Below are 25,367 nucleotides of genomic sequence, written 5' to 3'. Positions count from 1 at the left end.
AGGAACTCCGTGACGATCGCCGCCACCCGGACTCCCCTGGCCGCTACCGCCGGCTACCCGCAGGAGTTCGCGGAACTCTACCGCGCCGCGGGCTACTGGACGGACGAGACGTTCGTCCGGTTCCTGTCCGTGCGGGCCGACCGCCACGGCGAGCGCGTCGCCGTGGTCGGCCGTGACGCCCGCGGCACCGAACGCCGCATCACCTACCGCGAACTCACCGGCGCCGCGGACCGGGTCGCCACCGGGCTCGCGGCCGCGGGCGTCCGGCCGGGCGACCGGGTGCTGGTGCAGCTGCCCAACATCGTCGAGTACACCGAGGTGGTCTTCGCGGTGTTCCGTCTCGGTGCGCTGCCGGTGTTCGCGCTGCCCGCGCACCGCAGCGCCGAGATCGGGTACTTCTGCCGGTTCACCGACGCCGCCGCGTACGTGATCGCCGGCGAGCACGGCGGATTCGCCTACCGCGACCTGGCCCGGCAGGTGTGCGCGGGCCTCGACCGTCCGCCGGTCGTGGTCGTCGCCGGGGACGCCCAGGAGTTCACCCCGCTCGACGCGCTGCGCGAGCACGAGCCCGGCGAATTCGCCGATGTCGAACCGGAATCCGTGGCCTTCCTGCAGCTCTCGGGCGGCACCACCGGAACCCCGAAGCTGATCCCGCGCACCCACACCGACTACCTGTACTCGGTGCGCGAGTCGGCCCGCATCTGCGGCGTCGACGCCGGCACCCGGATGCTGGTGGTACTGCCGGCGGCGCACAACTTCCCGATGAGCTCACCCGGGATTCTCGGTGTCCTGCACGCCGGCGGCACGATCGTGCTGGCGCCGGACCCGAGCCCCGACACCGCCTTCGCGCTGATCGAGCGCGAGCGGGTCACCATGGCGTCGCTCGTGCCCCCGCTCGCACTGGCGTGGCTGTCGGCGCGGCCCCGTATCGACCGGGACCTGTCGTCGCTGCAGGTCCTGCAGGTGGGGGGCGCGAAGTTCGGCGCCGAGGCGGCCGCGCGCGTGACGCCCGAACTCGGCTGCACCCTGCAGCAGGTGTTCGGGATGGCCGAGGGCCTGGTCAACTACACCCGGCTCGACGACCCCGAGGCCACCATCGTCGGCACCCAGGGCCGGCCCATCAGCCCGCACGACGAGATCCGGGTGGTCGACGACGCCGACCGTCCCGTCGCCCCGGGCGCGACGGGCCACCTGCTCACCCGCGGTCCCTACACGATCCGCGGCTACTACGACGCGCCCGGGCACAACGCGTCGGCGTTCACCCCCGACGGGTTCTACCGCACCGGCGACCTCGTGCGGCTGACCGAGGACGGGTACGTCGTCGTCGAGGGCCGCGCGAAGGACCAGATCAACCGGGGCGGCGAGAAGATCGCCGCCGAGGAGGTGGAGAACCACCTGCTCGCCCACCCCGGGGTCCTGGACGCCGCGGTGGTGGCCGTGCCCGACGCCTACCTCGGGGAGCGCACGTGGGTGTTCGTCGTCGCCGACGGCGAGGCCCCGAAGGCCGCGGCGCTGAAGGCCTTCCTGCGCGAGCGGGGCCTGGCCGCGTACAAGATCCCCGACAAGGTGGTCTTCGTCGACACCTTCCCCCTCACCGGTGTCGGCAAGACCAGCCGCGCCGGACTGCGGCGCGCGCTCGCCGCCACCCTGCAGCACTGATCCCGCCTCCGCTCGACCACAGAAAGCGAATCCTGCGATGGCCCTGCCGAAGTCCGTGTCCTATCCCCTGCCGACCGACCTGCCCGCCAACACCGTCGACTGGACCATCGACCCGCGGCGGGCGGTACTGCTCGTGCACGACATGCAGGAGTACTTCGTGCGGGCCTTCGACCGCGCGGCGGATCCGCTGGCGACGGTGGTCCCGAACATCGACGCGATCCGGCAGTCGGCGTACGAGGCGGGCATTCCCGTCGTCTACACCGCCCAGCCCGGCGACCAGGATCCGGCCGAGCGGGCGCTGCTCACCGATTTCTGGGGTCCCGGCCTGGCCGACGATCCGGCCCTGACGTCCGTCGTCGCCGAACTCGCGCCGCGCGAGGACGACGTGCAGCTCACCAAGTGGCGCTACAGCGCGTTCATCCGCACCGACCTACGGGAGCGGATGCGCGCGTGGGGCCGGGACCAGCTCGTCGTCACCGGCGTCTACGCCCACATCGGGTGCCTGAGCACCGCGCTGGACGGATTCATGCAGGACGTGCAGGTCTTCGTCGTCGCGGACGGGGTCGCGGACTTCTCCCGGCGCGAGCACACCGAGGCGCTGCACTACCTCGCGGCGCGCTGCGCCGCCGTGGTGCCGGCGGCGGACGCGGTATGGCGCCTGCACTCCGGCGTCCTCTCGGTGTCCGGCTGATCGCGGGGAGCGCCGCCTACACGCCGACTTCCTGCGGTTCCGTGCGGGCCGCGAGCGCGGCGTATCTGCCGCCGCGGGCCAGCAGTTCGTCGTGGCTGCCCTGCTCCACGATGCTGCCGCGGTCGAGGACGACGATCGTGTCGGCGTCGCGGATCGTCGAGAGGCGGTGCGCGACGGTGAGGGTCGTGCGGCCGCGTCGGGCCGCGTCCAGGGCCTGCTGCACCGCGCGTTCGGTCTCGTTGTCGAGCGCGCTCGTCGCCTCGTCGAGCACCAGGATGCGCGGGTCGCGCAGCAGGGTGCGGGCGATGGCGAGGCGCTGCTTCTCTCCGCCGGAGAAGCGGTGTCCGCGCGCCCCGACGACGGTGTCGTAGCCGTCCGGCAACGAGGACAGGAGCTCGTGGATGTGCGCGGCGCGGGCGGCCTGCTCGATCTCGGCGTCCGTCGCGTCGGGCTTGGCGTGGCGCAGGTTCTCCCGGACCGTGGCGTGCAGCAGGTACGTCTCCTGGGAGACGACCCCGACCAGGCTCGCGATGTCGGCGAGCGGCAGGTCGCGCACGTCGACGCCGTCGATCGTCACCCGCCCCGACGTGGGGTCGTACAGCCGCGCGACGAGCGACCCGAGAGTTGTCTTTCCCGAACCTGTTTCGCCGACGAGAGCGACGTGTGAGCCGGCGGGCACGTCGAGGGTGATGCCGGCCAGCGCGTCCCGGTCGGCGCCGTCGTAGCGGAAGCGGACGTCGTCGAACCGCACGGCGCCGGCTATCCGGTCGAGGTCGAGCCGCACCGGGTTCGCGGGTTCGCCGATCTCGACGGTCAGGTCGAGGTATTCGAAGATGCGGCTGAACAGCGCCAGCGAACCGGTGACCGACACGCCCACGTCGAGCAGGCTCATCAGCGGCCGGAACAGGGTGGCCTGCAGGCCGGTGAAGGCGACGAGGGTGCCGATGGTCATCCCGCCCGACGTCGCGGGCAGGCCGGCGACGAGGTAGAGCAGGGCGGGGATGGCGGCGAAGACGATGTTCATCGTGGCCATGCGCCAGCGCCCGGACAGCTGGGAACGGACCTCGAGGTCGGCCAGTTCGGTGGAGGTGCGGGCGAAGCGTGTCGACATGGCCGGGCCGGTGCCGAGGGTCTTGCCGAGCAGTACACCGCTGAGCGAGAGGCTCTCCTCGATCTGGGTCTGCATGTCGGCGAGGCGACGCTGGCGCACGGTGGTGATCTCGCGGCGCATCAGGGCAACCTTGCGGGTGAGCCAGATCGCCGGCGGCAGCACGAGCAGGGACAGCAGCGACAGCCGCCAGCTGAGCACCGCCATCGCGACGGCCGTGCCGACGACGGTGGTGACGTTGGCGGCGATCGAGGTGGCGGTGGAGGTGACGACGTTCTGCATGCCGCCGATGTCGTTGGTCAGGCGTGACTGGATCTCCCCGCCGCGGGTGCGGGTGAAGAAGCCGAGGGACTGCCGTTGCAGGTGGTCGAACACGCGGGTGCGCAGGTCGTGCATGACGTGCTGGCCCACCGTGGTGGAGATCCACGTCTGCACCACTCCGAGGATCGAGGCGACGACGGTGACGGCGAGCATCGCGCCGACGGCGCCGAGCAGCAACGGCACGTCCTGGTCGGGAATCGCGTGGTCGATGAGGGTGCGGACGAGGAACGGGTTGGCGAGCGTGATCACCGACGACACCACGATGAGACCGACGACGAGCGCGACCTGCCAGCGGTAGGGCGCGAAGAGCGCGCCGATGCGCTGCACGCTCACGGGGGATTCCTCGAGCTGGGCGCGGTCGCGCGGGTCGGGCTTGGCGTGCCGCATCGGTCCCGGCCCGCCGCCGGGCGGAGGCTGCATCATGCCCATCACCTCCTTCGTGAGGCACGAAACGTACTTGTTGAGGTTGCCTCACTAAGAGGCAACCGTCAAGTGAGGTATGATCCGCATCATGTCCGACGCCCCCACCGACCCGGCGCTGCGCGACCTGCTGATGACGGCCACCCGCACGCTGCGACGCCGCTGGCACGCCACCCTCGTCCCGTGGGAACTGTCCCCGCACGAGCACCGCGCGCTGCACGTCGTCGGCCACTCCGCTCAGCCGCTGCGCCTCGGCGACGTCGCCAAGGCGCTGCGCATCGCGCCGCGATCGGCCACCGAGGTGATCGACCGGCTCGAGGCCCGGGGCCTGACCCGTCGCGTCGCCGACCCCGCCGACCGTCGCGCCGTGTGCGTCCACCTCACCGACGAGGGCCGTCGCATCGCGGCCGAACTCGACGCCGCGCGCGACGCCGAGGCCACCGAGTTCTTCGCCCACCTCGACGCCCCCGAGCGCACCGAACTGGCCCGCCTCCTCACCAAGCTCGCCGACGGGTGACTCCCGCGACGAGGGGGAGGTTGTTGCGGCAACGCGCGAGTGGCGTGGCCGACAACCGCCCCCTCGGCGCGACAACCTCCCGCTCGGATCTCACGTTCCCCGCCCGACGGACGTCTACCCAGTGGGCCGGGTGGGACAGCCCGGCCGGAGGAGGAACCATGACCACCGGGAACCGGAGCGACTCGCTCACCGCGCGGGTCGATGCTCAGGACTGGCCGGCGCTCGTCGAGGAACTCGACGCGACGGGGTGCGCGCAGACCGGGGCGCTGCTCACCGCGGACGAGTGCGCGCGCGTCGCCGCGATGTGGGACGACGAACGCCGCTTCCGCAGCACGATCGACATGGAACGGCACCGCTTCGGCAAGGGCACCTACCGGTACTTCGGCGACCCCGTACCCGAGGGCATCACCCGGTTGCGCGCGGCGTTCTACCACCGGTTGCTGCCCGTCGCCCGGGACTGGGCGCAGCGGCTCGGCGACCCGGCGCCCTGGCCCGACGACTTCGGCGATTGGCTCGACGCCTGCCACGCCGCCGGACAGACCCGGCCGACGCCCATCCTGCTGTGCTACACGACCGGCGACTGGAACGCCCTGCACCGCGACCTCTACGGCGACCTGGTGTTCCCGCTGCAGGTGGTGATCGGCCTCGACCGGCCCGGCCACGAGCACCTCGGCGGCGAGTTCCTCCTCGTCGAGCAACGCGCCCGCGCGCAGTCTCGCGGCACCGCCACCGTGCTGCAACAGGGTCACGGGCTGATCTTCACCACCCGCGACCGGCCCACCCCCTCCGCGCGCGGCTGGACCCGCTCCCCCGTCCGGCACGGGGTCAGCACCGTCCGCGCCGGCGTCCGCCGCACCCTCGGCCTCGTCCTGCACGACGCCCGATGACCGGCTACACGCTCCTCGGTGCGGACGGCCGCCCCTACCGCAGCCCGATCCCCGGGTCCGTCGGTGGGCACCGGCGCGGCCGGATCTACGGTCGCCTCGACTGCCGCGCGGCGCTGCGGGCGATCGCCCGCGGCGGATACGTCCGGGACCGGGTCTTCTTCGCCGACGAATCCGATGCCGTCGCAGCCGGATACCGCCCGTGCGCGGTGTGCCTTCCGGGGCGCTACCGGGAATGGCAGACGAGGCGGCACCCGTGAGCGACGCCCTGTTCCCCGTGCCGCGCGCCCGCGTCGAGATCGCCCCGGGCGCCGTGCACGTGCCCGGCTGGCTCGACGTCGACGAGCAACGCCGCCTCGTCGCCGCCTGCCGGGACTGGGCGCGCGGGCCCGTGCCGATCCGTCACACCGCCCTGCCGGGCGGGGGCCGGATGTCGGTGCAGACCGTCTGCCTCGGGTGGCACTGGTCGCCGTACCGTTACACCCGCACCGCGGTGGACGTGAACGACGCTCCCGTCGCCCCTTTCCCGGACCGGCTGGGCGACCTCGGGCGGCGTGCCCTCGTCGCCGCGTACGACGACCCGCACGCCGGCGACGGTTACACCCCCGACACCGCGCTGGTCAACTTCTACGACGGCGACGCCCGCATGGGCATGCATCAGGACAAGGACGAACGCAGCGACGCCCCCATCGTGTCGCTCAGCATCGGCGACGCGTGCACCTTCCGGTTCGGCAACACCGAGACCCGCGGCCGGCCCTACCGCGACGTCCGGCTCGAATCCGGCGACCTGTTCGTGTTCGGCGGTCCGTCGCGGTTCGCGTATCACGGTGTGCCCAAAGTCTTTCCCGGAACGGCCGACCCCGCGTCGGGGATGACGCGGGGCCGGCTCAACCTCACGATGCGGGTCACCGGGCTCGGCGGGTGAGCTACCCCGGAGCGGCGGGGAGCCTCACGCCTCCTCGGGTTTGACCGCCAGCACCGGTTTGCGGCAGGACAGCAGCAGCCGCTGGGCGGTACTGCCGAGAAGCAACTTGCCGACGGGTGTGCGGTCGCGGACCCCGATCACCAGCAGTTGCGCCTCGTCGGGCTCCATGGCGTCCAGGATCACGTCGACGGTCTCGTCGCCGACCGTCTGCCTGATCTCGTGCTCGACGCCGCTTCCGGACAGCTTCTCCTCCAGCGCCTCGAGCTGTGCCCGGGCGGCGAACGACCGGTCCGCGAGGGCATCGCCCCTGGAGGTGTTGATCACGAGCAGTGAGGTGCCGCGCAACCGGGCCTCGGCGATGCCGTGGTCGACGGCGGCTCCGCCGTACCGGTCCGGGGTGAATCCGACGACGATCATGCGTGGGCCTTCTCTCGGGTCTCGCTGGAGTCGTCACCGGGGGTGCCGGCCGGAATCACGGCAGGCCGTCGCGAGCGGACGAACCGGGCGGCGAGCGGCGCGACGAGCAGCAGTGCGATGACGATGTAGACGACGATGGCGACGGGTTCGGTGACGAGACTGCCCCAGTCGCCGCCTCCGAGCTGCAAGCTCTGGCGGAGTTGGCGTTCGATGCGCGGCCCGAGGATCACCCCGATGATCAACGGCAGCACCGGAAGACCGAACCGGCGCATCATGAGTCCGAGCAGACCGAACGTCAGCAGCAGGGCGAGGTCGAGCCACTGCAGGTTGACGGCGAACGCGCCGAGCGCGGCGAAGAACAGGATGCCGGCGTACAGATACGGCCGGGGCGTGCGGAGCAGCTTGGCCCACAGCGGGGCGAGGGGAAGGTTGAGGACGAGCAGGAGGAAGTTGCCGATGAACAGGCTCGCGATCAGCGTCCAGATCAGCAGCGGTTCCTTCTCGAACAGCGTCGGCCCGGGCTGGATTCCGTACGACACGAAGGCGGTCAGCATCACCGCGGCGGTCGCATTGGTCGGCAGGCCCAGCGACAGCATCGGCACGAGGGTGCCCGCCGCGGAGGCGTTGTTCGCCGCCTCCGGTCCCGCGACGCCTTCGATGGCGCCCTTGCCGAACTCGTCCTTGTGCTTCGACAGCTTCTTCTCGGTGATGTACGAGAGGAATGTCGGCAGCTCGGCACCACCCGCCGGCAGCGCGCCGAACGGGAATCCGTATGCGGTGCCGCGCAACCACGGCTTCCACGACCGCTTCCAGTCGCTGCGGCCCATCCACGGACGGCCGACCGGGATGACCTCGGCGGGGCGGCGGCGCAGGTGCGCGGCCACCCACAGCGCCTCACCGACCGCGAACACCGCGACCGCGACGACGACGATGTCGATCCCGTCGGACAGCTGCGGAATGCCGAAGGTGGCGCGGGGCTGCCCGGTGAGGAAGTCGATCCCGACCAGTCCGATCGCGAGACCCAGGAACAGCGAGATGCAGCCCCGGAGCTTGGAACTGCCGAGGACGGCGGTGACGGCGACCAGCGCGAGCAGCATGATCGCCAGATAGGACGGCGCGCCGAGAGTCACGGCGAAGCGCGACACCGCGGGAGCGAAGAGCACCAGCAGCATCGTGCCGATCGATCCGGCGACGAACGAGCCGATGGCGGCGGTGGCGAGAGCCTGCGCCGCGCGCCCGGCTCTGGCCATCCGGTTGCCCTCGATCGCGGTGATCACGGAGGACGACTCCCCCGGGGTGTTGAGGAGGATCGAGGTCGTCGACCCGCCGTACATTCCGCCGTAGTAGATGCCGGCGAACATGATGAACGCGGCGCTCGGGCTCACGTTGTAGGTGACGGGCAGCAGCAGTGCCACCGTCATCGCGGGCCCGATGCCCGGCAGTACTCCGACCGCGGTACCCAGCAGGACGCCGAGACACGCGTAGAGCAGGTTCATCGGGGTCGCCGCCTGCTCGAACCCCTGCAGCAGCCAGGTCAATGTGTCCATGTCACAGAATTCCGTCCAGAATGCCTGCGGGCAGCGGTATTCCGAGCCCGACGTAGAATGCGTAGAAGCTGCCGAACCCGAGGACCGCGCCGATCACGAGACTGCGCACGTAGTGTCTGTTTCCCAGGACCGTCGCGGCGCCGGCGAACAACAGGGTTCCGGTGATCGCCCACCCCAGCGGGCCGACGAGGGCGATCGTCGCGACGAACAATGCGACCAGCAGCCCGACCGTGCGCCAGTCCCCGGGCGACGACAGGTCCACGTCCTCTCCGCCGTCCTCCTCGCCGGTCGATCCCCACAGGATCGCCGCTGCGAGCGCCACCGCGCAGACGACGAGTCCGGTGCCGACGACCATCGGGAACAGCCGAGGCCCCACCGGGTCGACCTTGACGAAACCCGCGGTCAGAGTGAGCGCGTCGACGATCAGGAAAACTCCCACCGCCACGAGCACACCGCAGACGACGAACTGGGCCGGATCCTTCATCCGGCGGGCCGGCGTCGCATCGGCCGCTGCCCGCGTACTCATGCCAGCCCCAGCTCGGACAGCGTGGACGAAACCCGCTCGTCCTGCTCTTCGAGGAACCGCTCGAACTCCGGTCCGGTCGCGAACGCGTCGCTCCAACCGTTCTTCACCAGAGCCTCCTTCCATGCCGGGGTGTCGTGCAACTTCGCGAGCGCCTCCACCATTGCCGCCTTGGCGTCGTCCGAAATTCCGGGCGGCGCAAGGATTCCGCGCCAGTTGGTGAAGGTCAGATCGATGCCCGCCTCACGGAGCGTCGGTGCGTCGATGCCGGGAACGCGCTCGTTGCCCGACACCGCGAGGACCCGGACCTGGCCCGCCTCGATCTGGTCGACGTACTCGCCGAGCCCCGACGTGCCCGCGGTGATCTTCTCGCCGAGCAGCGCGGTCAGCAGATCACCGCCGCCGTCGTAGGACACGAAGTTCACTGCCTTCGGATCCACCCCCACCGCACGTGCCGTCTCCATCGGGAACAGGTGGTCGGGACCTCCGGGTGACGATCCACCGCCGATCGTGATCGCCGACGGGTCGGCGCGCCACGCGGCGACGAAGTCGTCGACGGTGCGCAACGGCGAGTCCGCGGGGACGAGAATGCCCTCCTGCTCCTCGACCATCCTGGCCAGGGCCGTTGCGTCGGACACCCGGGCCGTCGAGCCGTTCGTGTAGCCCGCGCCGACCACGCCGAGGCCCATCATCATCATGAGGTCGTCGTTGCCCGCCTCGTTCATGAGCCGGGCCATCGCCACCGTTCCGCCTGCGCCGATGACGTTGAAGACCTCCACGCGGCCGGTGATGCCGTCGTCCTCCATGATCTTCACCGCCGTCCGGGCGGTGAGGTCGTAGCCTCCGCCGGGGCTGTTGGGAACCATCATCCGCACCCGGTGCAGACCCTCGTCCTCGCCGCGGGTGACGCCGCATCCGGCAACGAGAATCCCCGCGAGCACGAGCAGTAGGACCGCACGTACGCGGCCTCCGCCGGCTGTCCTGGACATCGTTCCTTCTTTCGCCGAAAAGTGTGACCTTCCGCAATACTGAACCCGTCAGTGAGTCACGTCACTCTTGAGTACGAAACGGAACTTGAGTTCATTGTGGTCACCACGTCCCCTCCGTATCCGCAGCCTCGCCGGGCAGGTTCTGCTCCTTCAGCTCGCCGTCGTGGCGGTGGTGCTGCTGGCGGTCGCCGCGGTGTCGGTGCACCAGTCGACCGTCGGATTCCGCGACCTGCAGGGTCAGCGGATGATCGCGGTCGCCGAGAACGTGGCCTCGACGCCCGTGGTGCGGGAACTGCTGTCCGCACCGTCCGCCGGCACGGTTCTCGCGCCCGAAGTGGACCGCGCCGTGAACCTGTCCGGGGCGACGCTCGCCGAGATCGTGACCGCCGACGGCACGGTCCTCGTGTCGTCGGACCCGACCCGGCTCGGCGCGGCTGCGGCACTCGGGACCAGCGACGTGGCAACCGGCCGGGCCTGGTCCGGTGACGTGGTCGTCGACGGCCGTCGCGCCATCGCGGGACACGTCCCGATCCTGTCGCCGGCCGGGACCGTGCTCGCGATCGTGTCGGTGAGCGACGACTACCCGTCCCTGTGGGACCTCCTCAGCAGCGCCGGAGCCCGGTTGCTGCTGTATCTCGGCATCGGCGCCGGGCTCGGGCTCCTCGGCTCGTGGCTGCTGTCGCGACGGATCAAGACCCACACCCGGGGGCTCGAGATCGCCGAGATCGCCAACCTCGCCGACCACCGCGAGGCGCTGCTGCACAACATCCGCGAGGGCGTGGTGGCGGTGAACACCGAGGGCGTCATCACCGTTCTCAACGACAGCGCACAGGAGCTGCTCGGCCTCACCGCGGACGCCGTCGGCCGCCGCGTCGACGACGTCGACCTCGAACCGGCGGTCCGTCAGTACCTGCTCAGCGGGGACGACAGCGGCGACGTCGTGCTGTCGACGGCGTCCCGGGTGCTGGCGCTCAGTCGCCGGACCGCGACGAGCCGGGGACAGCGGATCGGCACCGTCACCACGATGCGCGACAGCACCGAGCTGGCGTCGCTGCAGAGCCAGCTGTCGTCGCACAAGAGTGTCACCGACACCCTCCGGGCCCAGACCCACGAATTCGCCAATCAGCTCCACACCATCTCGGGGCTCACCCAACTCGGCGACTACGACGCCGTCACCGACTTCGTCGGAACTCTCACCAGGCGCCGAGCCGAAATCAGTGACGCTGTGACGCAGCGTATTTCCGACCCCGCCGTGGCCGCCTTGCTCATCGCGAAGACATCGCTCGCCGCGGAGACCGGAGTGACCCTGGTCCTGGAGCCCGATTCGCGCCTGCGGGCCCTCGACCCCGAACTCGCCACCGACGTCATCACCGTCCTCGGCAATCTCGTCGACAACGCCGTCGACGTGTCGGAGGGCGGGCGTGACGCGCGGATCTCCGTCCGCATCACCGACTCCGACGGCATCACGGTCGAGGTCGCCGATTCGGGTCCCGGCGTGCCCGATTCCCTGCGGGAGGAGATCTTCGCCCGGGGCGTCACGTCCAAACCCGACACGCCCGGGGGACGCGGGGTCGGACTGGCGCTCGTGCGGCTGGTCAGCGCCCAGCACGGCGGATCGGCTACCGTCTCCGATGCCCCGGTCACCGGCGGCGCCTTGTTCACCGTCCACATCCCGCGCAGTAAGGATGGCTGACCATGCACGACCGTCCAGGATCGGACGAGGCAGCGACACACAAGGTCGTCGTCGTGGACGACGACTTCATGGTCGCGGAGATCCACCGTCGATTCGTGGACCGGACCAAGGGCTTCACCACGGTCGCGGTGGCACACAGCGGCGCGGAGGCGCTCGACGCCGCGCGGACCACCGCACCCGACCTCCTCCTGCTCGACGTCTACCTGCCCGACATGTCGGGACTCGACGTCCTTCAGCGGCTGCGCGCCGAGGGCGACGCCGTCGCCGTCATCATGATCACCGCAGCCCGGGAGATCGACACCGTCGGTCGCGCCCTGCACGGCGGAGCGACCGACTACCTGGTCAAGCCGTTCGAGTACGCGCAGCTCCGGGAGAAGCTCGAGAACTTCCGGCGCCGAGCGCACGAGCTCGCGACCCAGACGAGCGCCGACCAGACGTTCATCGACTCCCTGTTCGGTGCCGGCGGCAAGGCCGCCGAACCCGTACGGCTGCCGAAGGGACTGAGCGCCGAAACCGGCCGGCTGATCCTCGCCACGGTCCGCGCCCGCGGCGAACTGTCCGCCACCGAGTGCGCGGAGCTCGCCGGGTTGTCGCGGGTGAGCGTGCGCCGGTACCTCGAGCACTACCTGGACGCAGGCCTGCTCGAACTGCGCCTCGAATACGGCGGCACCGGCCGACCGGTCCGCCGCTACCGGCCCGCCGGGCACTGACCCCGGGCCGCATCCCGTGAGTGCTCCGCGGGTTGCAGGTGCACGACGGAGCGGTAGAAGGCGAGGTGCGCGGCCGCCGCGTCGTCCCAGGTGTGGGCCGCGGCGAGCGCCCGCCCCCGGTGTGTCCGCGCGGCGTCGGGCGGCTCGGTGAGGGCGCCGGCCATCCCCCGGTGCGTCGACGCGAACCGGACGGTGTCGCCGAACACCTCGCGCAGCACCGGCAGATCCCGCGCCACCACGGGCACTCCGGCGGCCAGGGCCTCCATCGCGGCGAGCCCGAAGCCCTCCTTCGTGGACAGGAACGCGAACACCGACGCCTGCGCGACCAACGCCGGCAGCGCGTCCTCGGCCACCGTCCCCAGGATCGTCGGATCCACACCCAGTTCCCTGCAGCGACGGTCGAATTCGGCTCGGTACGGCCGGTAGTCGAACAACGTCTCGCCACCGGCGAACACCAGGCGCGTCCCCGGCCGCTCACGGCGCAGCAGGGCGAACGCCTCCACCAGATCGATACTGCCCTTGCGGGGTTCGATGCCACCGACGGCCAGCACGTACTCCCCCAGCTGCGCCCGCCACCGGGCCCGCGCCGCCCTGTCGTGCTCGGCGCGCGAGAAGCGGTGCGCGTCGACGCCGTTGGCGATGACCGTCGGCGTGAAACCCCAGCCCGCGCGGACCTCCTCGGCGACCGCACGCGAGACGCAGATCCGCGCATACGGTTCGACGACGGCCCGCTCGTGACAGGCGGCGAGCTGCGGCGTGGTGAACCGGTCGAGGTGGTGGATCGTGCGGATGCACCGGTTTCCGACGGCGTTGGCGCTGATGCAGTCCTGCGCGTGCACCACGTCGTACCTGCCGGGGGTGAACGCCGCCCCGAGCGCGGCGATCGAACGCATGATGCGCTCCCCCACCCCCTCCCCGTCCACCCCGGCGAACGGGACGACGCGCACCCGCACGGCCGGGTCGACGGCGCGGAAGAACCCGTCGTCGCCGCCGCGCCCGAGCGTCCACACGGCGACGTCGTGGCCCGTCCGGGCCAGGGCCTCGGCAAGATTGAGGGTGTGGACGACACCGCCGCGCGGCTTGGTGGAGTACGTGAGCAGAGCGATCCTCACCCGATGTCCCCCTTCTCGTCGAGCAGTCCCCGATAGGTGTCCACGCGCCGCTCGGCCAGGTGGTGCAGCACCCGGCGGGCGCGTTCCACCTCGACCTCGACGTCGATGTCGACGACGGCGAGCCCGCCCTTGGTGCCCGTGCGGGCGAGCACCTCGCCACCCGGGCCGACGATCTTCGCCTGCCCGAGGAAGCGCATGCCGCCCTGCATCCCGGTCTGATTGGACGAGACGAGCACGACCTGGTTCTCGGCGGCGCGGGCCGCGTCGTACAGGTCGAACAGCCGGGACTGCCGGTCCTGCGGCAGCCGGGCCGCCCGGTCGGTGACGCTCGCGGGCCACGCCGACAGCGCGGCGACGATCCGTGCGCCGTCCAGCGCCAGCGTGCGGGCGGACTCGGGGAACGTCTTGTCGTAGTCGATCAGCATGCCCATGCGGCCCACCGGGGTGTCGAACGCCTCGAACCGGTCGCCCGGCGCGTAGGCGAGGAATTCCCCGGCCGGCTGGTGCACCTTGCGGTGGGTGCCGAGAATCCCGTCGCCGGTGACGCAGGCGGCGGCGTTGTACCGCAGATCCCCGTCCCGTTCGGTGTAGCCGACGCACACGGTCATCTCGCCCGCCATCCGGGCGAGCGCGTCGAGTTCGGGTCCGTCCCGCCACAGTGCGGGCGGCAGGTCGTCCGGGTCGGGCCGGCGCAGGTCCGAGATGTACCCGCCGAGGCACGCGTCGGGCAGCACCAGCAGCTCGATGCGGTCCCGTCGCGCGGACTCGATCAGGGTCTCCAGTTTGAGCAGGGCCCGCGGCACGTCGCGTCCGAAGTGACCGGCCAGGGCGGCGATACGCGTCATGCGGCGCCCGTCAGACCGGGGCGCCGATCGAGGCCCGCAGTCCGGCCTCGAGCTCGATCCGGTCCGCGAGGTATTCGGCGTCGCGGGCGATTCCGGCGAATCGTCCCGATCCCCACGTGTGCAGCCAGGGCAGGCCCAGGAAGTACAGGCCGGGCACCGAGGTCACGCCCCGATTGTGGCACGGCAGACCGGCACCGTCGAAGACCCCGGCGTGCAGCCAGCGGTAGTTCGTCCGGAATCCGATCGACCAGATCACCGAGCCGATTCCGGCGGTGGCCAGGTCCAGGCCGGTGGGTTCCTCGGCGGGTCGCCACACCGGGACGTACCGCTCCTCCGGCGGGGCGTCGATGCCCTCCTGCGCGATGTAGTCGTCGATCATGTCCTTGATGCTCTCGGCCACGGCGTCGGCCGCGTCGAGCGACGCGCCGAGGGTGGGCGCCACACGCAGCACTCCGTCGTCCACACCGAGCAGCCTGCCGTAGAGGCGCATCCCCTCGAGGGCGAAGGACCGCAGGTCGATGTCGCGACCGCCGTCGCGGCCCGTGACGTAGTGATTGGTGTTCTCCCGCTTGGCGGTTCCGCCGGGGTGTTCGGCGATGGGCACGTCATAGGTGCCCATGTCGTGCAGCCAGGCCACGCAGTCCCGCCCGCGGTAGAACCGCGCCACCCGCGGTGCGCTCCCGGTCACCAGGTGGACCTGCCGGCCGGCGAGCATGAGGTCCTCGGCGATCTGCGCGCCGGACTGCCCGTTGCCGACCACCAGCACCGCACCGTCCGGCAGCGCGGACGCCGACCTGTACCGCGAGGAGTGCAGCTGGGTGACGTGCGCGGGCAGCTTCTCCGCGTACCGCGGCACCACGGGCTCGTGGTAGCCGCCGGTGGTGACGACGACCTGCCGCGCCCGGATCGGGCCTGCGGTGGTCTGCACATCGAAGCCGCCGCCGGCCGCCTGCGTCACCGACGTGACCGCGACGCCCTCGCGCACCGGCGGATGGAAGGTGCCGGCGTAGCCGCGGACGAACGCGTACGTCTCGTCGCGGGTCATGAACCCGTCCGGATCGTCGCCGCGGTAGCTGTAGCCGGGCAGGTTGCATTGCCAGTTGGGGGTGACGAGGGTGAAGTTGTCCCACCGGCTGTCGCGCCACTCGTGGGCGATGCCGTCCCGTTCGAGCACCACGTGGTCGATGCCCCGCTGCACGAGGTGCCAGCTGACGGACAGACCGGCCTGACCCCCGCCCACGACGACGACGTCACGGTTCTCGATCATCGGACTGTTCCTTCCGGTCGGTGGACTGCGCCGGCGGCACTCGGCGCGGCGTCGACGGTGGGCGGATCCAGGGCCAGCACCCGCACGACGGCATCGGGTTCGTAACGACCGGCCGTCGCCTCGATCTCCGCGAGCGTCGCGGCCGCGGAGGTGCAGTACATGCCGAACTTGACGCGCACGCGTTCGCTCGCCTCGGTGAGGGCCAGGCGAGTGCGGTCGACGAAGTCCCGGACGGCGTAGTCCGCGCCCGCGGTCAGGTGGTCGTGCATCACCAGGGACGGCGAGTAGTACTCGCCGGCGCGGCCGTCGGGCCACCGCACCGTGTAGGTCATTTCAGGCATGGGCCGGCACCCCTGCCCCGCGGAGGGACGCCGGCCGCTGCTCGCGGCTCAGCTGCGTCCCGGTCACCAGGTTGGGGGCGACCACGTCGCCGTAGACCTCGGGCCGCCGGTCCCGCAGGTTGTACATGCCGCCGCCGCGGATCGCGTCGAGTTCGGCGCGCACGTCGAGCCGGGCGGACGCCAGGCCGGGGTCGGTGCCGGTGGTCGCCAGGATCTCCCCACCCGGCCCGACGATCTTGGCGCTGCACACGAACCGCAGCGACCCGAAGGTGCCGGCCTGGTTGGACGCCACCCACACCACCTGGTTCTCGGTCGCCCGGGCCCGGTCGTAGAGGTCGAAGCGCTGCGTCCACCGATCGTCCGCGAGGGCCGCGGCCTGCGCGGTCCGGGCCGTCGGCCAGGCGGACAGCGACGTGACGATCTCCGCGCCGTCGAGGGCCAGGGCGCGGGCCGCCTCGGGGAACGCCTTGTCGTAGCAGATCTGCATGCCCATCCGGCCGATCGGCGTGTCGAACGCCGCGTAGCGGTCGCCGGCGTCGTAGCAGAGGTTCTCGCCCAGCGGCTGGTGCACCTTGCGGTAGGAGCCGAGGACGCCGTCGCCGTGCAGCGTCACGGCCGCGTTGTAGCGGGTCGGCCCGTCGGCCTCGCAGAAGCCCAGGGTCACCACGAGGTCGCCGGCGAGGTCCATGACCCGCCGCAGTTCCGGTCCGTCGAGTGCGAGCGCCGGCGGCAGCGCGCGCAGGCGGCATTCCCGCGCCGCCTCGCTCTCGTCGCCACCGCCGAGGCTCGGCAGGTACCCGCCGAGGCACGCTTCGGGCAGGACCAGCAGGTCGCTGCCCCGGGCGCGGGCCTGGTCGATCAGTGCCGCGATCGTCGCGTAGGACTGCTCCATGTCGCGGCCGAATTCTGCCGCCGCGACCGAGATTCCGATCTCGCTCATGCTCTTCCCAATCCTGTGACGGTGCCGTGCACCGCATTCGTGATCATGCCGTCGGGCCAGCGCAGGCCGACCCCCGGTCGTGTGGTCAGTTCCCCGCACACCACGGACACGGCCGGTCCGCTCGGCGGCGTGGGGCGTCCGGGCCGGTCCGCGGTCACCATCGCGAAGCCCGGGAAGCACGTCATCCAGTCGCCCATCGTCGCGCCCGCCGGCCGCGGGATCCTCGCGACGTCGAGGACTGCGCCGACGCCGCTCGCTTCGGCCAGCATCCCGACGGTGCCGGCGAGTCCGGCCATGCTCACGTCCTTGGCCGCCGCCGGCCGCGCGCGGCGGACGAAGGACCCGAGCAGCGCGAGCTCCTCGGACGTGCACGTCGAGGTGGAATCCCATTGCTGTCCGGTGTATCCCGGTCGCCACCGGCCGCGCAGGTCGACGGTGAGGCGGAGGGCGTGGCCCGCGGAGCCACCGCCTGCCGGGATCGGCTCGGCCGCCGCGCCGAGCGCGGTGACCGACAGCGCGGCGGGGACGCCGAGCTGGGTGTGGCCACCGAGGATCGGCACGTTCCACATCCGGCCGGCGTGCGCCAGCCCGCGGAGCACGCGGGTGAGCACCGAGCGGTTGGGGGCGCCGACGGCGTCGAGCATCCCGACCGGCGTCGCACCCATCGCGGACAGGTCGTTGAGGTTGACCAGGGCCGCGCACCAGCCCGCCCACTCGGGATCGCGCTGGACCATCGCCGGCACGATCGCGTCGCACGCCGCGACGAGGTCGCTGCCGGGAACGGGCGCACCGTCGTCGCCGCGGAACCCGTTGCCCCCGAGCCCGTTCGGCCCCTGATCCAACGGCGCCAAGGCCTGTGCCAGAACCGATTTCGTGGACCGGACGAGCCGTTCGATGCGGTCGAGCGGCCACTGCATCAGCACATGCGGGGCACCGGCGACGACGACGTCGCCCCGGCGGACCCAACCGAGTCGGGTGAACATCGGCTCGTTGGGTGCCTGCACGGTCGCGTCGAAGCGCAGCACGCCGTGGGACTCGGCGTAGGCGCAGGCCGCGCGGACGAGGGCCCGGCCGATGCCGCCGCCGTGGCGGCTGCGGCTGTCGACGACCAGGCGGCTGCCGGTCCACCAGCCGAGGTCCACGCCGTCGGTGGCCGGGGCGAGCCGCACCCCGCCGAGCACGGCGCCGTCGGGTGCGGCAGCGACCAGGACGACGGTGCGGGGATCGTCGTCGAGATCGTCCCGGTCGCTGCCCGCGAACAGTCCCTGCTCGAGCACGAACGTCTCGCGGCGCAGCCGGCGGTAGGCCGCCACGTCGCCGGCGTGGTCCGCCGCGCGCACGAGGAAGCCGGGCGGCGGCGCCGGTGCGGGACCGGCGAGCACCGCGGGGTCGAACAGCTCGGTGGTCCGGGAGCCGGATTCGGATGTCATGTCAGCCTCCCGCGTTCTGCAGCACGCTGCACGCGCCGCACGCGGCGCATCCGGCCTTCTGGTCGGAGCCGGCCATGCCCGCCGCCCGCAGCTCCTCGGCGACGCGCCGGGTGACGTCCTCGAGCAGCGTCGCGTCGGGGGCCGCCGCCCCGTCGACGTCGACGGCGAGAGTTCCGGCGAGGGGCCGGAACGGCACCACGAACGGGTAGACCCCCATCGTGATGAGTTCGGCTGCGCCGGAGACGAGTTCGTCGGCGTCCTCGCCGAGTCCGACGAGCAGGTAGGTGGAGACCTGGTTGCGCCCGAAGACGCGCACGGCCTCGGCCCACGCCGCCCGGTACTCGGCGAGCGGAACGGTCGCCTTGCCCGGCATCCAGCGCCGGCGCACGCCGTCGTCGAGGGATTCGACGTGGATGCCGATCGAGTCGGCGCCCGCCCGGCGCAGGTCGGTGAGGGTGGCGAGATCGCCGGGCGGTTCGCACTGCACCTGGACGGCGAGGTGCGGCACGGCCGCCTTGACCGCGCGCACGCAGCGGGCCAGGTGGCGGGCGCCCCGGTCCGTCCCGGCGGACGTGCCCGTGGTCATGATCATCTGGGTGACCCCGTCGAGGCGGACCGCGGCCGCGGCGACCTCGGCGAGCTGCCCGGGACGTTTGACCGCGACCGTCGAACCCGCCGCCAGCGACGCCTCGATCGAGCAGAAGCGGCAGCGCTGGTCGGGGTCGTACCGGATACAGGTCTGCACCACGGTGGTGGCCAGGACGTCGGCACCGTGCAGGCGGGCGATCTTCTCGTAGGAGACGCCGTCCGCGGTCTGCAGGTCGTAGAACCTGGGTCGGCGCACCGCCTCGACGTCGATGCCCATGTCCGTTCCGTCCAGCAGCAGCCGGGTGCCGTCCACCGTGTACGGGCTGTCGGACCGGATCGGGATCGCGCCGCCCACCCCACCGATCAGGACGTGCCCGTCGTCGCTCGGGCCGGCGCCGGAACGCCTGTGCACCGGCGCGTGGAGGGACCGGATGCCGCGGACGGCCAGGTCGACCCGGGTCGAGAGACCGCTCATGGTGTCACCCTTCAGACCATGTAGGTGGAGTTGATGATGGCGCCCTTGCGGGCGTAGTGGATGATCGCGTCCTGCACGTCCAGGGGGTGGGCGGGAATTGCGCCCTCGATCAGGTCCTCCTCACGGTGCCCGTGCAGCGCGAGCCCGAACCGGCACACGAAGACCTTGCCGCCCTCCGTGATGAAGGTGGTCAGCGCGTCGTTGATGTTCTGCTCACCCGGGAAACCGTTGTCACCTGTCGTCGGGAACCCGCGTGTGGCAACGGCATTCATCGCTCCGGTGCCGTAGAAGTAGATGGCCGACTCGAAGCCCTTGCGCAGCGCGCGCGTGGCCTGCAGGACCGCGACGAAGCTCACCGACGACTCGTGGGCGATGCCGTGCACGAGGGTGAAGTAGCACTCGCCGTCCTCGGCCCGATAGTCGGGGAAGATCTTGGTCGAGCCGTAGAGGTTGGTGCCCTTGGGCAGTGCCGGATGGGGGATCTCGGCCAGGGACCTGGCGATGTTGTCGGCGATGGTCTGCTCGATGTCGGTCACTGAGTTCTCCTCGGAAATGGGTCGATTCGGCAGGCGCGCCGGGGATCTCGCCCGGCCGCTGCCTGCAATCAGTAGACGTGCAATCGATTTCGCGTTGGTCACCCCTGGAACAACGCCGCATTTCGTGGAGCTCACATCAGCCGGAATCCCGTCATCGGCGCGTAACACCCCCGCCGGGAGGGGGCGCGGCAGCGGGTGCCAGGCGACGGCAGTGGGCAGGTCACCGGTTGGGTAGCATCGAGACCATGAGCACGGAGGCCCGCCCGCAGTCGGCCGGGGTCGAAGCCGGGTCGGCGAGGGCGACGGACGACCCGCTCGCCCTGGACCGTCAGGTCTGCTTCGCGCTCGCCGTCGCCAACCGGGCGGTGCTCTCGGTGTACCGGCCGGTGCTCGAGCCGCTCGGCCTGACCCACCCGCAGTACCTGGTGATGCTGGCCCTGTGGGGCGACGCCCCGCTGTCGGTGAAGGAGATCGGCCGGGCCCTGCAGCTGGACTCCCCCACGCTGTCGCCGTTGCTCAAGCGGCTCGAGTCGACCGGGTTGGTCACCCGCACCCGCAGCCCGCAGGACGAACGGCAACTCGTCGTCGACCTGACCGACGAAGGCCGGGCCCTGCGCGCGCGGGCCGCGACGGTCCCGGAGACGGTCGTCCGCAAGCTCGGCGTGAGCCTGGCCGAGCTGGAGGAACTGCACGACGTGCTCACCCGCATCAACGCCGCGGCGCTGAAGGCCGGCGCGCTGGACCACGACTGAACCGTCCGCACCCCCACCGCGTGCGCGCAGCGGCGTCCACTATGCGGGAAACCCCAGAAAAACAATTACGGAACAGTAACGAACTCTCTCCATCGTCGCATCGATCGGATCCCGCGCGCGGTCTGTGGGTACGCAGGAACGGTTGTCCGAACGAAGGGAAGTGTCGTGAGCACCACCAACGCCGGCCGGAAGAATGAGCCCCAGGAGGTCCCACCGGGGCATCTACGGCGCGCCATCAGCGCCTCTGCCATGGGGAACTTCACCGAGTGGTTCGACTACGGCGTGTACGCCTACACCGCCACCTACATCGCCGACGCGTTCTTCCCCGACGATCTCGAGTCGGCAACCCTGCTGACCCTCGGTGTCTTCGCCGTGTCCTTCCTCGTCCGCCCCCTCGGCGGGCTGGTGTGGGGACCCCTCGGCGACCGCCTCGGCCGGCGACAGGTGCTCGCGCTCACGATCATCCTGATGGGCACCGCGACCGTCCTGTTGGGCGCCGTCCCGTCGTACGCGTCCATCGGGTTCTGGGCGCCGCTGCTGCTGGTTCTGCTGCGCATGATCCAGGGCTTCTCGACCGGCGGCGAGTACGGCGGCGCCGCGACGTTCATGGCCGAGTACTCCCCCGACCGCAGGCGCGGGTTCTTCGGCAGCTTCCTGGAGTTCGGCACCCTCGGCGGCTTCTCGTTCGGTGCGCTCATCGTGTTGTTCGTCGACCTGGTCTCCACCGACGCGTTCATGAGCACGTGGGGCTGGCGCCTGCCGTTCTTCGTCGCCGGACCGCTCGCCCTGGTGGGTCTGTACCTGCGGTCCAAGCTCGACGACACTCCGGTGTTCCGCGAGCTCGAGGCCGAGGGTGCCGTCGAGCGCGACACCCGAACCGAGTTCAAGGACCTGGTGGTGCAGTACCGGCGGCCGATCCTGACCCTGATGGGCCTGGTCGTCGCGCTCAACGTCTGCAACTACACCCTGCTGAGCTACATGCCGACCTACCTCGAGAACCGCATCGGCCTGTCGAGCACCGCGTCGCTGTTCCTCGTCGTGATCGGTCAGCTCGCGATGATGGCCGTCATCCCGTTCGCGGGCGCACTGTCCGACCGGATCGGCCGCAAGCCGATGTGGACGATCTCGATGGTCGGCCTGCTGCTCTTCGCGGTTCCCATGTACAAGCTCATGAGCATCAGCTTCGGGTGGGCGATCGTCGCGTTCACCGTCCTCGGCCTGCTGTACGTCCTGCAGCTGTCGACCATCTCGGCGACATTCCCGGCCATGTTCCCCACCCACGTGCGCTTCGCCGGCTTCGCGATCGCCTACAACGTGTCGACGTCGCTGTTCGGTGGGACCGCACCGGCGGTCAACGAGTGGCTGGTGGAACGGACCGGCAACGATCTGGTGCCCGCCTTCTACATGATGGGGGCGTGCGTCGTCGGCCTCGTCGCACTGTACTTCGTGGCCGAGACGGCCGGAGCCTCCCTGCGCGGGCGCGGCATCCCCGGCGTCGACACCGAACCCCGGCCGACGGCGCTGTCGAAGGCCTGACTCCGAACCCCTTCTCCGGAGGGGCCTTTCGATCGATGCGCCCGCCGTCCGGTACCCGACCGCCCGGATCAGGTCGACGTGACGGCGCCGGTCATCGCGGCACGTAAAGCGACGTCGCGCGGATCGTTTCGAGACTTGCCCATGCGGTTGCAGACGTAGCCGTAGCCGATCCCGGCATCCGGATCGGCGTAGCCGAAGGAGCCACCGGCACCGGGCGCGCCGAACGACCGGGGCCCGCCGAAAGACCAGTCAGGACTCGGGCGCATGAAACCGAGGGAGAACCGGATGTCCCCGAGCATGCACGCGTCGTGGAATCCGTCGCGGGGCGGCACCGGCGGGGCCGTCAGTTCGTGCAGCGTGTCCGGGCGCATACCGAGTTCCGCACCGCCGGTGGCCAGGACACCGTAGGCGTGCGCCAGGGCGCGTGCCGTGCCCACGCCTCCGCCGGACGGTGCCTCCAGATCGCGCGCGTAGATCGTGTCCGCGTCCATTGCCACGAGCGTTCCCGGGTTGGCGACCAGCGAGCGGTAGAATACCGACCGCTTGTTCAGGAACGCCGGAAACAGCCGCGGCGACAGCTCGGCGAGGTTCAGGAAGGGGTTCCGCAGCACCAGCGGGGCAAGCCGGGCGTCGGGAACGGAGGCCGGGAGACGGATGTAGAACTCCAGCCCCAGCGGGGTCGCGATCTCGTCCTGGAAGACCTGCCCCAGCGTGCGGTGCTGCGGGTCGATCCGGCGCACGAGTTCCCCCTGATAGAAGCCGAGGCTGATCCCGTGGTAGGCCTGCCGCGTCCCCGGCTCCCACTCCGGTCGCTGACGGGCCATGATCGCGGCCAGCCGGTCCGGGTCGGCGATGACCCCGACATCCACCGGCTCGTCGAAACCGAACAGCCCCGCCTGGTGCGCCAGCAGTTGGCGGACGGTGATCCGTTCCTTGCCGTTCTGCGCGAACTCGGGCCAGTAGGTGCAGACGCGCTCGTCGAAATCGAGCCATCCACGGGAATGGGCCAGCGCGACGGTCATGGCGGCCATCCCCTTCGTGGCGGAGAACACCAGCGCCATGGTGTCCCGTTCCCAGGGTTCGCCGGTCGTCTTGTCCCGTACCCCGCCCCACAGATCGACCACCTTCTCGCCGCGGTAGTAGACGCAGCAGGCGGCGCCCAACTCCCTACGGTGGGCGAAGTTCTCGGCGAACGCCTGCCGTACGGCCGCGAAGTCGCTGCGCGCGTATCCGTGAATCCCCGGATGAACGGACTTTCGAGCGGACACGGCCGTCTCCTCTCGCGCGGGCGCGGCACCCGGCTACCGGCGGTCCGGCACAGGACCGCTCACAGCTTGCAGCCGATCGTGCGTAGCATGGCTTTACGGTCGGCGACGTCGGAACTCGACTCCACGCCGGCAGGTGCCCGCCCGTCGATCACCCCGGCGATACCCCGGCCGAGTTCCTTATCGGCGACGATGATCTCGACCGGGTTGGCCGTCGTTGCCCGAACTGCGCACGAGGCGAGGCCCCGAGGCTTCACAAAATGCCACCCCGAACCGGAGGTGGGACTCACCCCAACGAGCGCTTCGTGCAGATCCTCGACGGTCTTGACGGCCGGTCCGACGACGACGTTCATGTCGTCCGGCTTGTCGACCGCCACGATCTGCAACTCCACGACCGCCTCCTCGAACGCCTGCGACTCGCCGGGTCACCGTCCACAGAAAGTCTCCCGCGCCCGGGAGACGAGGGCAATGCAGTCGCCGGCCACGGCAGGCGCCCATCGGGCACATGTCCGCCGCATCAGGGATGAGGGAGGATGGTGCGGTGACCGATTCCTCCCGTTCTCCGGAAAGCCGGCTCCGCACGCGCGGACGTTCGTCCGGCCGCGCTGTCGTCCTCGTGGGCTCGCTCGTCCTGGCCCTGGCCGTCGGCATCCTGTGGCTACGGTCGAGCCAGGGCGTCAGCGCGTCGGCGTGGCGTGACGACGAAGTGGGCCCGGACGATCTGGCCGGGTGAGACCGGAGGATTCACCCGGCCTCAGCCGGAGCTGCCACCGGCCTCGGCCAGCGCGGCCCGCAGGGTCTCGGCGGTGCCGTCGAGCACGGTGCGGTTCGGGGTGCGCGGCACGGCCCGCAGCCCGAACCCGTCGCCGGGACGACGCGGAACGACGTGCAGGTGCACGTGGAACACCTCCTGGCCGGCGGCGACCCCGTCGGCCAGGAACAGGTTGACCCCGTCGATCGGCAGGGAACTCGCGCGCAGTGCGGTGGCGATGCGCCGGCCCGCGTCGAACACCCGCGCGCCGTCCTGCGGATCGAGGTGCGCGAGACCGGACGCGTGGCGCTTCGGGATCACCAGCAGGTGTCCCGGCGTGAACGGACGAATGTCCATGAACGCCAACACGTCCGGTTCGTCCAGCACGACGCTCGCCGGCGCGGTGCCGGCGACGATCGCGCAGAACACGCAGTCGCTCACGCACTCTCCTGGACGGGTGTCGGCCGCCGGACGCCCTCGAGGAGCTGCAGCAGCTGCGCCTGCACCTCCGACCGTTCGCGGACCGGGTCGTCGCTGTGGGCGAGGTAAAGCATGGCCTCCTCGACGGCCGCGACGATCATGTGCGCCAGCGCCGACGACTGCGGGGCCGGCTCGCCGCTGCGCCGCGCGATGGCCCGCAGCGCGCGCTCGGTGATCATGATGGTGTTCTTCCGGTGCCCCTCCCGCACCTCCGCCCAGCCCAGCACGGCGGGAGCCTCGATGAGCAGCAATCGGCGGATCGCCGGGTCGTACACGACGTCGAGCGAGGCGAGCACTGCCGCAGTGAACGAGTCCCACGGATCGTTCCCCTCGATCGCCGCGAGCGTCTCCTCGGTCTCCACCTGCATCCGTTCCACGACGCCGCGGAACAGGTCCCGCTTGTTCGCGAAGTGGTGGTAGAGCGCCCCGCGGGTCACGCCCGCGACGGCGACGATCTCCTCGGTCGCCGCCGCGGCGTATCCGTCGCGGAGGAAGACCTCCGTCGCGGCGTCGAGCAGCGCGGCTCGTGTCCGCACCGCATCCCGAATTCGTACGGCATTACCCGGCTTCCCAGCCAACATCTTCTCCCCTGCACTTCGGCTACCCCCATCTGACAAATCCCCCCGGCAGCCCGTTCCGGACGAT

General features: G+C 71.1%; 28 protein-coding genes. 11 read left to right on the top strand and 17 right to left on the bottom strand.

Going from position 1 to position 25,367, the window contains the following annotated elements:
* The first annotated feature begins 9 nt into the window (after positions 1–9).
* Together ACWPOB_RS20285 and ACWPOB_RS20280 are read left to right on the top strand one after the other, a co-directional pair.
* Positions 10–1,659, top strand: a complete 1,650-nt coding sequence (locus ACWPOB_RS20285) for a (2,3-dihydroxybenzoyl)adenylate synthase (protein WP_455401897.1) — start codon at positions 10–12, stop codon at positions 1,657–1,659.
* Positions 1,660–1,696: 37 nt separating this feature from the next.
* Complete coding sequence (locus ACWPOB_RS20280) at positions 1,697–2,350, top strand: isochorismatase family protein (RefSeq protein WP_455401896.1); 654 nt, start codon at positions 1,697–1,699, stop codon at positions 2,348–2,350.
* 16 nt (positions 2,351–2,366) lie between these two features.
* On the opposite strand, the gene ACWPOB_RS20275 is transcribed toward ACWPOB_RS20280, so the two are convergent.
* The gene (locus tag ACWPOB_RS20275) at positions 2,367–4,202 is read right to left on the bottom strand and encodes an ABC transporter ATP-binding protein (RefSeq protein WP_455401895.1); all 1,836 of its coding nucleotides are present in this window, start codon (positions 4,200–4,202) and stop codon (positions 2,367–2,369) included.
* A gap of 76 nt (positions 4,203–4,278) precedes the next feature.
* Here ACWPOB_RS20275 and ACWPOB_RS20270 point away from each other — a divergent pair, with 76 nt between their 5' ends.
* From ACWPOB_RS20270 to ACWPOB_RS20255, 4 genes are all read left to right on the top strand, one after another.
* A complete protein-coding gene (locus ACWPOB_RS20270) occupies positions 4,279–4,716 on the top strand; it encodes a MarR family winged helix-turn-helix transcriptional regulator (protein ID WP_100057699.1) in 438 nt (145 codons plus the stop codon).
* A gap of 158 nt (positions 4,717–4,874) precedes the next feature.
* The gene (locus ACWPOB_RS20265) at positions 4,875–5,603 is read left to right on the top strand and encodes a 2OG-Fe(II) oxygenase (RefSeq protein WP_455401894.1); all 729 of its coding nucleotides are present in this window, start codon (positions 4,875–4,877) and stop codon (positions 5,601–5,603) included.
* On the top strand, positions 5,600–5,860 hold the full coding sequence (locus ACWPOB_RS20260) for an Ada metal-binding domain-containing protein (RefSeq protein ID WP_006931895.1): 261 nt from the start codon (positions 5,600–5,602) through the stop codon (positions 5,858–5,860). Before ACWPOB_RS20265 ends, ACWPOB_RS20260 begins: the two co-directional genes overlap by 4 nt.
* Positions 5,836–6,525 carry an alpha-ketoglutarate-dependent dioxygenase AlkB family protein gene (locus ACWPOB_RS20255; protein ID WP_455401893.1) on the top strand — a complete coding sequence of 230 codons (690 nt, stop codon included), beginning with the start codon at positions 5,836–5,838 and terminating at the stop codon, positions 6,523–6,525. Before ACWPOB_RS20260 ends, ACWPOB_RS20255 begins: the two co-directional genes overlap by 25 nt.
* Positions 6,526–6,549: 24 nt before the next feature.
* On the opposite strand, the gene ACWPOB_RS20250 is transcribed toward ACWPOB_RS20255, so the two are convergent.
* The 4 genes from ACWPOB_RS20250 to ACWPOB_RS20235 are packed head-to-tail and all read right to left on the bottom strand — an operon-like array spanning position 6,550 to position 10,001.
* On the bottom strand, positions 6,550–6,942 hold the full coding sequence (locus ACWPOB_RS20250; protein ID WP_100056865.1) for a universal stress protein: 393 nt from the start codon (positions 6,940–6,942) through the stop codon (positions 6,550–6,552).
* Entirely contained in the window at positions 6,939–8,489 is a 1,551-nt protein-coding gene (locus tag ACWPOB_RS20245; RefSeq protein WP_100056864.1) for a tripartite tricarboxylate transporter permease, read from the bottom strand. The genes ACWPOB_RS20250 and ACWPOB_RS20245 overlap by 4 nt, the downstream gene beginning before the upstream one ends.
* 1 nt (position 8,490) lies before the next feature.
* Positions 8,491–9,015 (bottom strand): tripartite tricarboxylate transporter TctB family protein, encoded by a 525-nt coding sequence (locus tag ACWPOB_RS20240; RefSeq protein ID WP_006931888.1) that lies wholly within the window; start codon positions 9,013–9,015, stop codon positions 8,491–8,493.
* The gene (locus tag ACWPOB_RS20235; RefSeq protein WP_072634365.1) at positions 9,012–10,001 is read right to left on the bottom strand and encodes a Bug family tripartite tricarboxylate transporter substrate binding protein; all 990 of its coding nucleotides are present in this window, start codon (positions 9,999–10,001) and stop codon (positions 9,012–9,014) included. Before ACWPOB_RS20235 ends, ACWPOB_RS20240 begins: the two co-directional genes overlap by 4 nt.
* Positions 10,002–10,068: 67 nt before the next feature.
* Between ACWPOB_RS20235 and ACWPOB_RS20230 the strand changes: the two genes are divergently transcribed.
* A complete protein-coding gene (locus ACWPOB_RS20230) occupies positions 10,069–11,694 on the top strand; it encodes an ATP-binding protein (RefSeq protein WP_455401892.1) in 1,626 nt (541 codons plus the stop codon).
* A 2-nt stretch (positions 11,695–11,696) separates the two neighbouring features.
* Positions 11,697–12,404, top strand: coding sequence for a response regulator (locus tag ACWPOB_RS20225; protein ID WP_455401891.1), 708 nt, complete (start codon positions 11,697–11,699; stop codon positions 12,402–12,404).
* Here the strand turns inward: ACWPOB_RS20225 and ACWPOB_RS20220 are convergent.
* Genes ACWPOB_RS20220 through ACWPOB_RS20185 form a run of 8 tightly spaced genes read right to left on the bottom strand, consistent with a single transcriptional unit; the run spans position 12,383 to position 19,938 of the window.
* Positions 12,383–13,516 carry an MSMEG_0565 family glycosyltransferase gene (locus ACWPOB_RS20220; RefSeq protein WP_455401890.1) on the bottom strand — a complete coding sequence of 378 codons (1,134 nt, stop codon included), beginning with the start codon at positions 13,514–13,516 and terminating at the stop codon, positions 12,383–12,385. The two genes, ACWPOB_RS20225 and ACWPOB_RS20220, sit on opposite strands and share 22 nt — an antisense overlap.
* Positions 13,513–14,361 (bottom strand): carbon-nitrogen hydrolase family protein, encoded by an 849-nt coding sequence (locus ACWPOB_RS20215; RefSeq protein WP_006931879.1) that lies wholly within the window; start codon positions 14,359–14,361, stop codon positions 13,513–13,515. Before ACWPOB_RS20215 ends, ACWPOB_RS20220 begins: the two co-directional genes overlap by 4 nt.
* 10 nt (positions 14,362–14,371) lie before the next feature.
* Positions 14,372–15,628 carry an MSMEG_0569 family flavin-dependent oxidoreductase gene (locus ACWPOB_RS20210; RefSeq protein WP_455401889.1) on the bottom strand — a complete coding sequence of 419 codons (1,257 nt, stop codon included), beginning with the start codon at positions 15,626–15,628 and terminating at the stop codon, positions 14,372–14,374.
* Positions 15,625–15,969, bottom strand: coding sequence for an MSMEG_0570 family nitrogen starvation response protein (locus tag ACWPOB_RS20205; RefSeq protein ID WP_455401888.1), 345 nt, complete (start codon positions 15,967–15,969; stop codon positions 15,625–15,627). Before ACWPOB_RS20205 ends, ACWPOB_RS20210 begins: the two co-directional genes overlap by 4 nt.
* Positions 15,962–16,909 (bottom strand): carbon-nitrogen hydrolase family protein, encoded by a 948-nt coding sequence (locus ACWPOB_RS20200; RefSeq protein ID WP_455401887.1) that lies wholly within the window; start codon positions 16,907–16,909, stop codon positions 15,962–15,964. The genes ACWPOB_RS20205 and ACWPOB_RS20200 overlap by 8 nt, the downstream gene beginning before the upstream one ends.
* Positions 16,906–18,339 (bottom strand): MSMEG_0567/sll0787 family protein, encoded by a 1,434-nt coding sequence (locus ACWPOB_RS20195; RefSeq protein ID WP_455401886.1) that lies wholly within the window; start codon positions 18,337–18,339, stop codon positions 16,906–16,908. Before ACWPOB_RS20195 ends, ACWPOB_RS20200 begins: the two co-directional genes overlap by 4 nt.
* Position 18,340: 1 nt before the next feature.
* Positions 18,341–19,402, bottom strand: a complete 1,062-nt coding sequence (locus ACWPOB_RS20190) for an MSMEG_0568 family radical SAM protein (protein WP_455401885.1) — start codon at positions 19,400–19,402, stop codon at positions 18,341–18,343.
* An 11-nt stretch (positions 19,403–19,413) separates the two neighbouring features.
* Positions 19,414–19,938 carry an MSMEG_0572/Sll0783 family nitrogen starvation response protein gene (locus tag ACWPOB_RS20185; protein WP_006931869.1) on the bottom strand — a complete coding sequence of 175 codons (525 nt, stop codon included), beginning with the start codon at positions 19,936–19,938 and terminating at the stop codon, positions 19,414–19,416.
* Positions 19,939–20,183: 245 nt separating this feature from the next.
* Between ACWPOB_RS20185 and ACWPOB_RS20180 the strand changes: the two genes are divergently transcribed.
* Positions 20,184–20,690, top strand: a complete 507-nt coding sequence (locus ACWPOB_RS20180) for a MarR family winged helix-turn-helix transcriptional regulator (RefSeq protein ID WP_100056205.1) — start codon at positions 20,184–20,186, stop codon at positions 20,688–20,690.
* Between the two features lie 249 nt (positions 20,691–20,939).
* Complete coding sequence (locus tag ACWPOB_RS20175) at positions 20,940–22,226, top strand: MFS transporter (RefSeq protein WP_455401916.1); 1,287 nt, start codon at positions 20,940–20,942, stop codon at positions 22,224–22,226.
* A 68-nt stretch (positions 22,227–22,294) separates the two neighbouring features.
* Here ACWPOB_RS20175 and ACWPOB_RS20170 read toward each other — a convergent pair whose 3' ends face one another.
* Together ACWPOB_RS20170 and ACWPOB_RS20165 are read right to left on the bottom strand one after the other, a co-directional pair.
* Entirely contained in the window at positions 22,295–23,494 is a 1,200-nt protein-coding gene (locus ACWPOB_RS20170; RefSeq protein ID WP_455401884.1) for a serine hydrolase domain-containing protein, read from the bottom strand.
* A gap of 59 nt (positions 23,495–23,553) precedes the next feature.
* Complete coding sequence (locus ACWPOB_RS20165) at positions 23,554–23,883, bottom strand: adenosine-specific kinase (protein ID WP_455401883.1); 330 nt, start codon at positions 23,881–23,883, stop codon at positions 23,554–23,556.
* A 149-nt stretch (positions 23,884–24,032) separates the two neighbouring features.
* Between ACWPOB_RS20165 and ACWPOB_RS20160 the strand changes: the two genes are divergently transcribed.
* Positions 24,033–24,224, top strand: coding sequence for a hypothetical protein (locus tag ACWPOB_RS20160; RefSeq protein WP_100056202.1), 192 nt, complete (start codon positions 24,033–24,035; stop codon positions 24,222–24,224).
* Between the two features lie 21 nt (positions 24,225–24,245).
* Here the strand turns inward: ACWPOB_RS20160 and ACWPOB_RS20155 are convergent, their stop codons facing one another.
* Both ACWPOB_RS20155 and ACWPOB_RS20150 read right to left on the bottom strand, forming a co-directional pair.
* A complete protein-coding gene (locus ACWPOB_RS20155; protein ID WP_455401882.1) occupies positions 24,246–24,683 on the bottom strand; it encodes an HIT family protein in 438 nt (145 codons plus the stop codon).
* The gene (locus ACWPOB_RS20150) at positions 24,680–25,258 is read right to left on the bottom strand and encodes a TetR/AcrR family transcriptional regulator (protein WP_100056200.1); all 579 of its coding nucleotides are present in this window, start codon (positions 25,256–25,258) and stop codon (positions 24,680–24,682) included. Before ACWPOB_RS20150 ends, ACWPOB_RS20155 begins: the two co-directional genes overlap by 4 nt.
* Between the last annotated feature and the right edge of the window lie 109 nt (positions 25,259–25,367).

The organism is Rhodococcus sp. 2H158, assembly GCF_053764755.1.
Note: the sequence above shows the minus strand (reverse complement) of the source record. Positions and strands in the feature narration are given on the sequence as shown.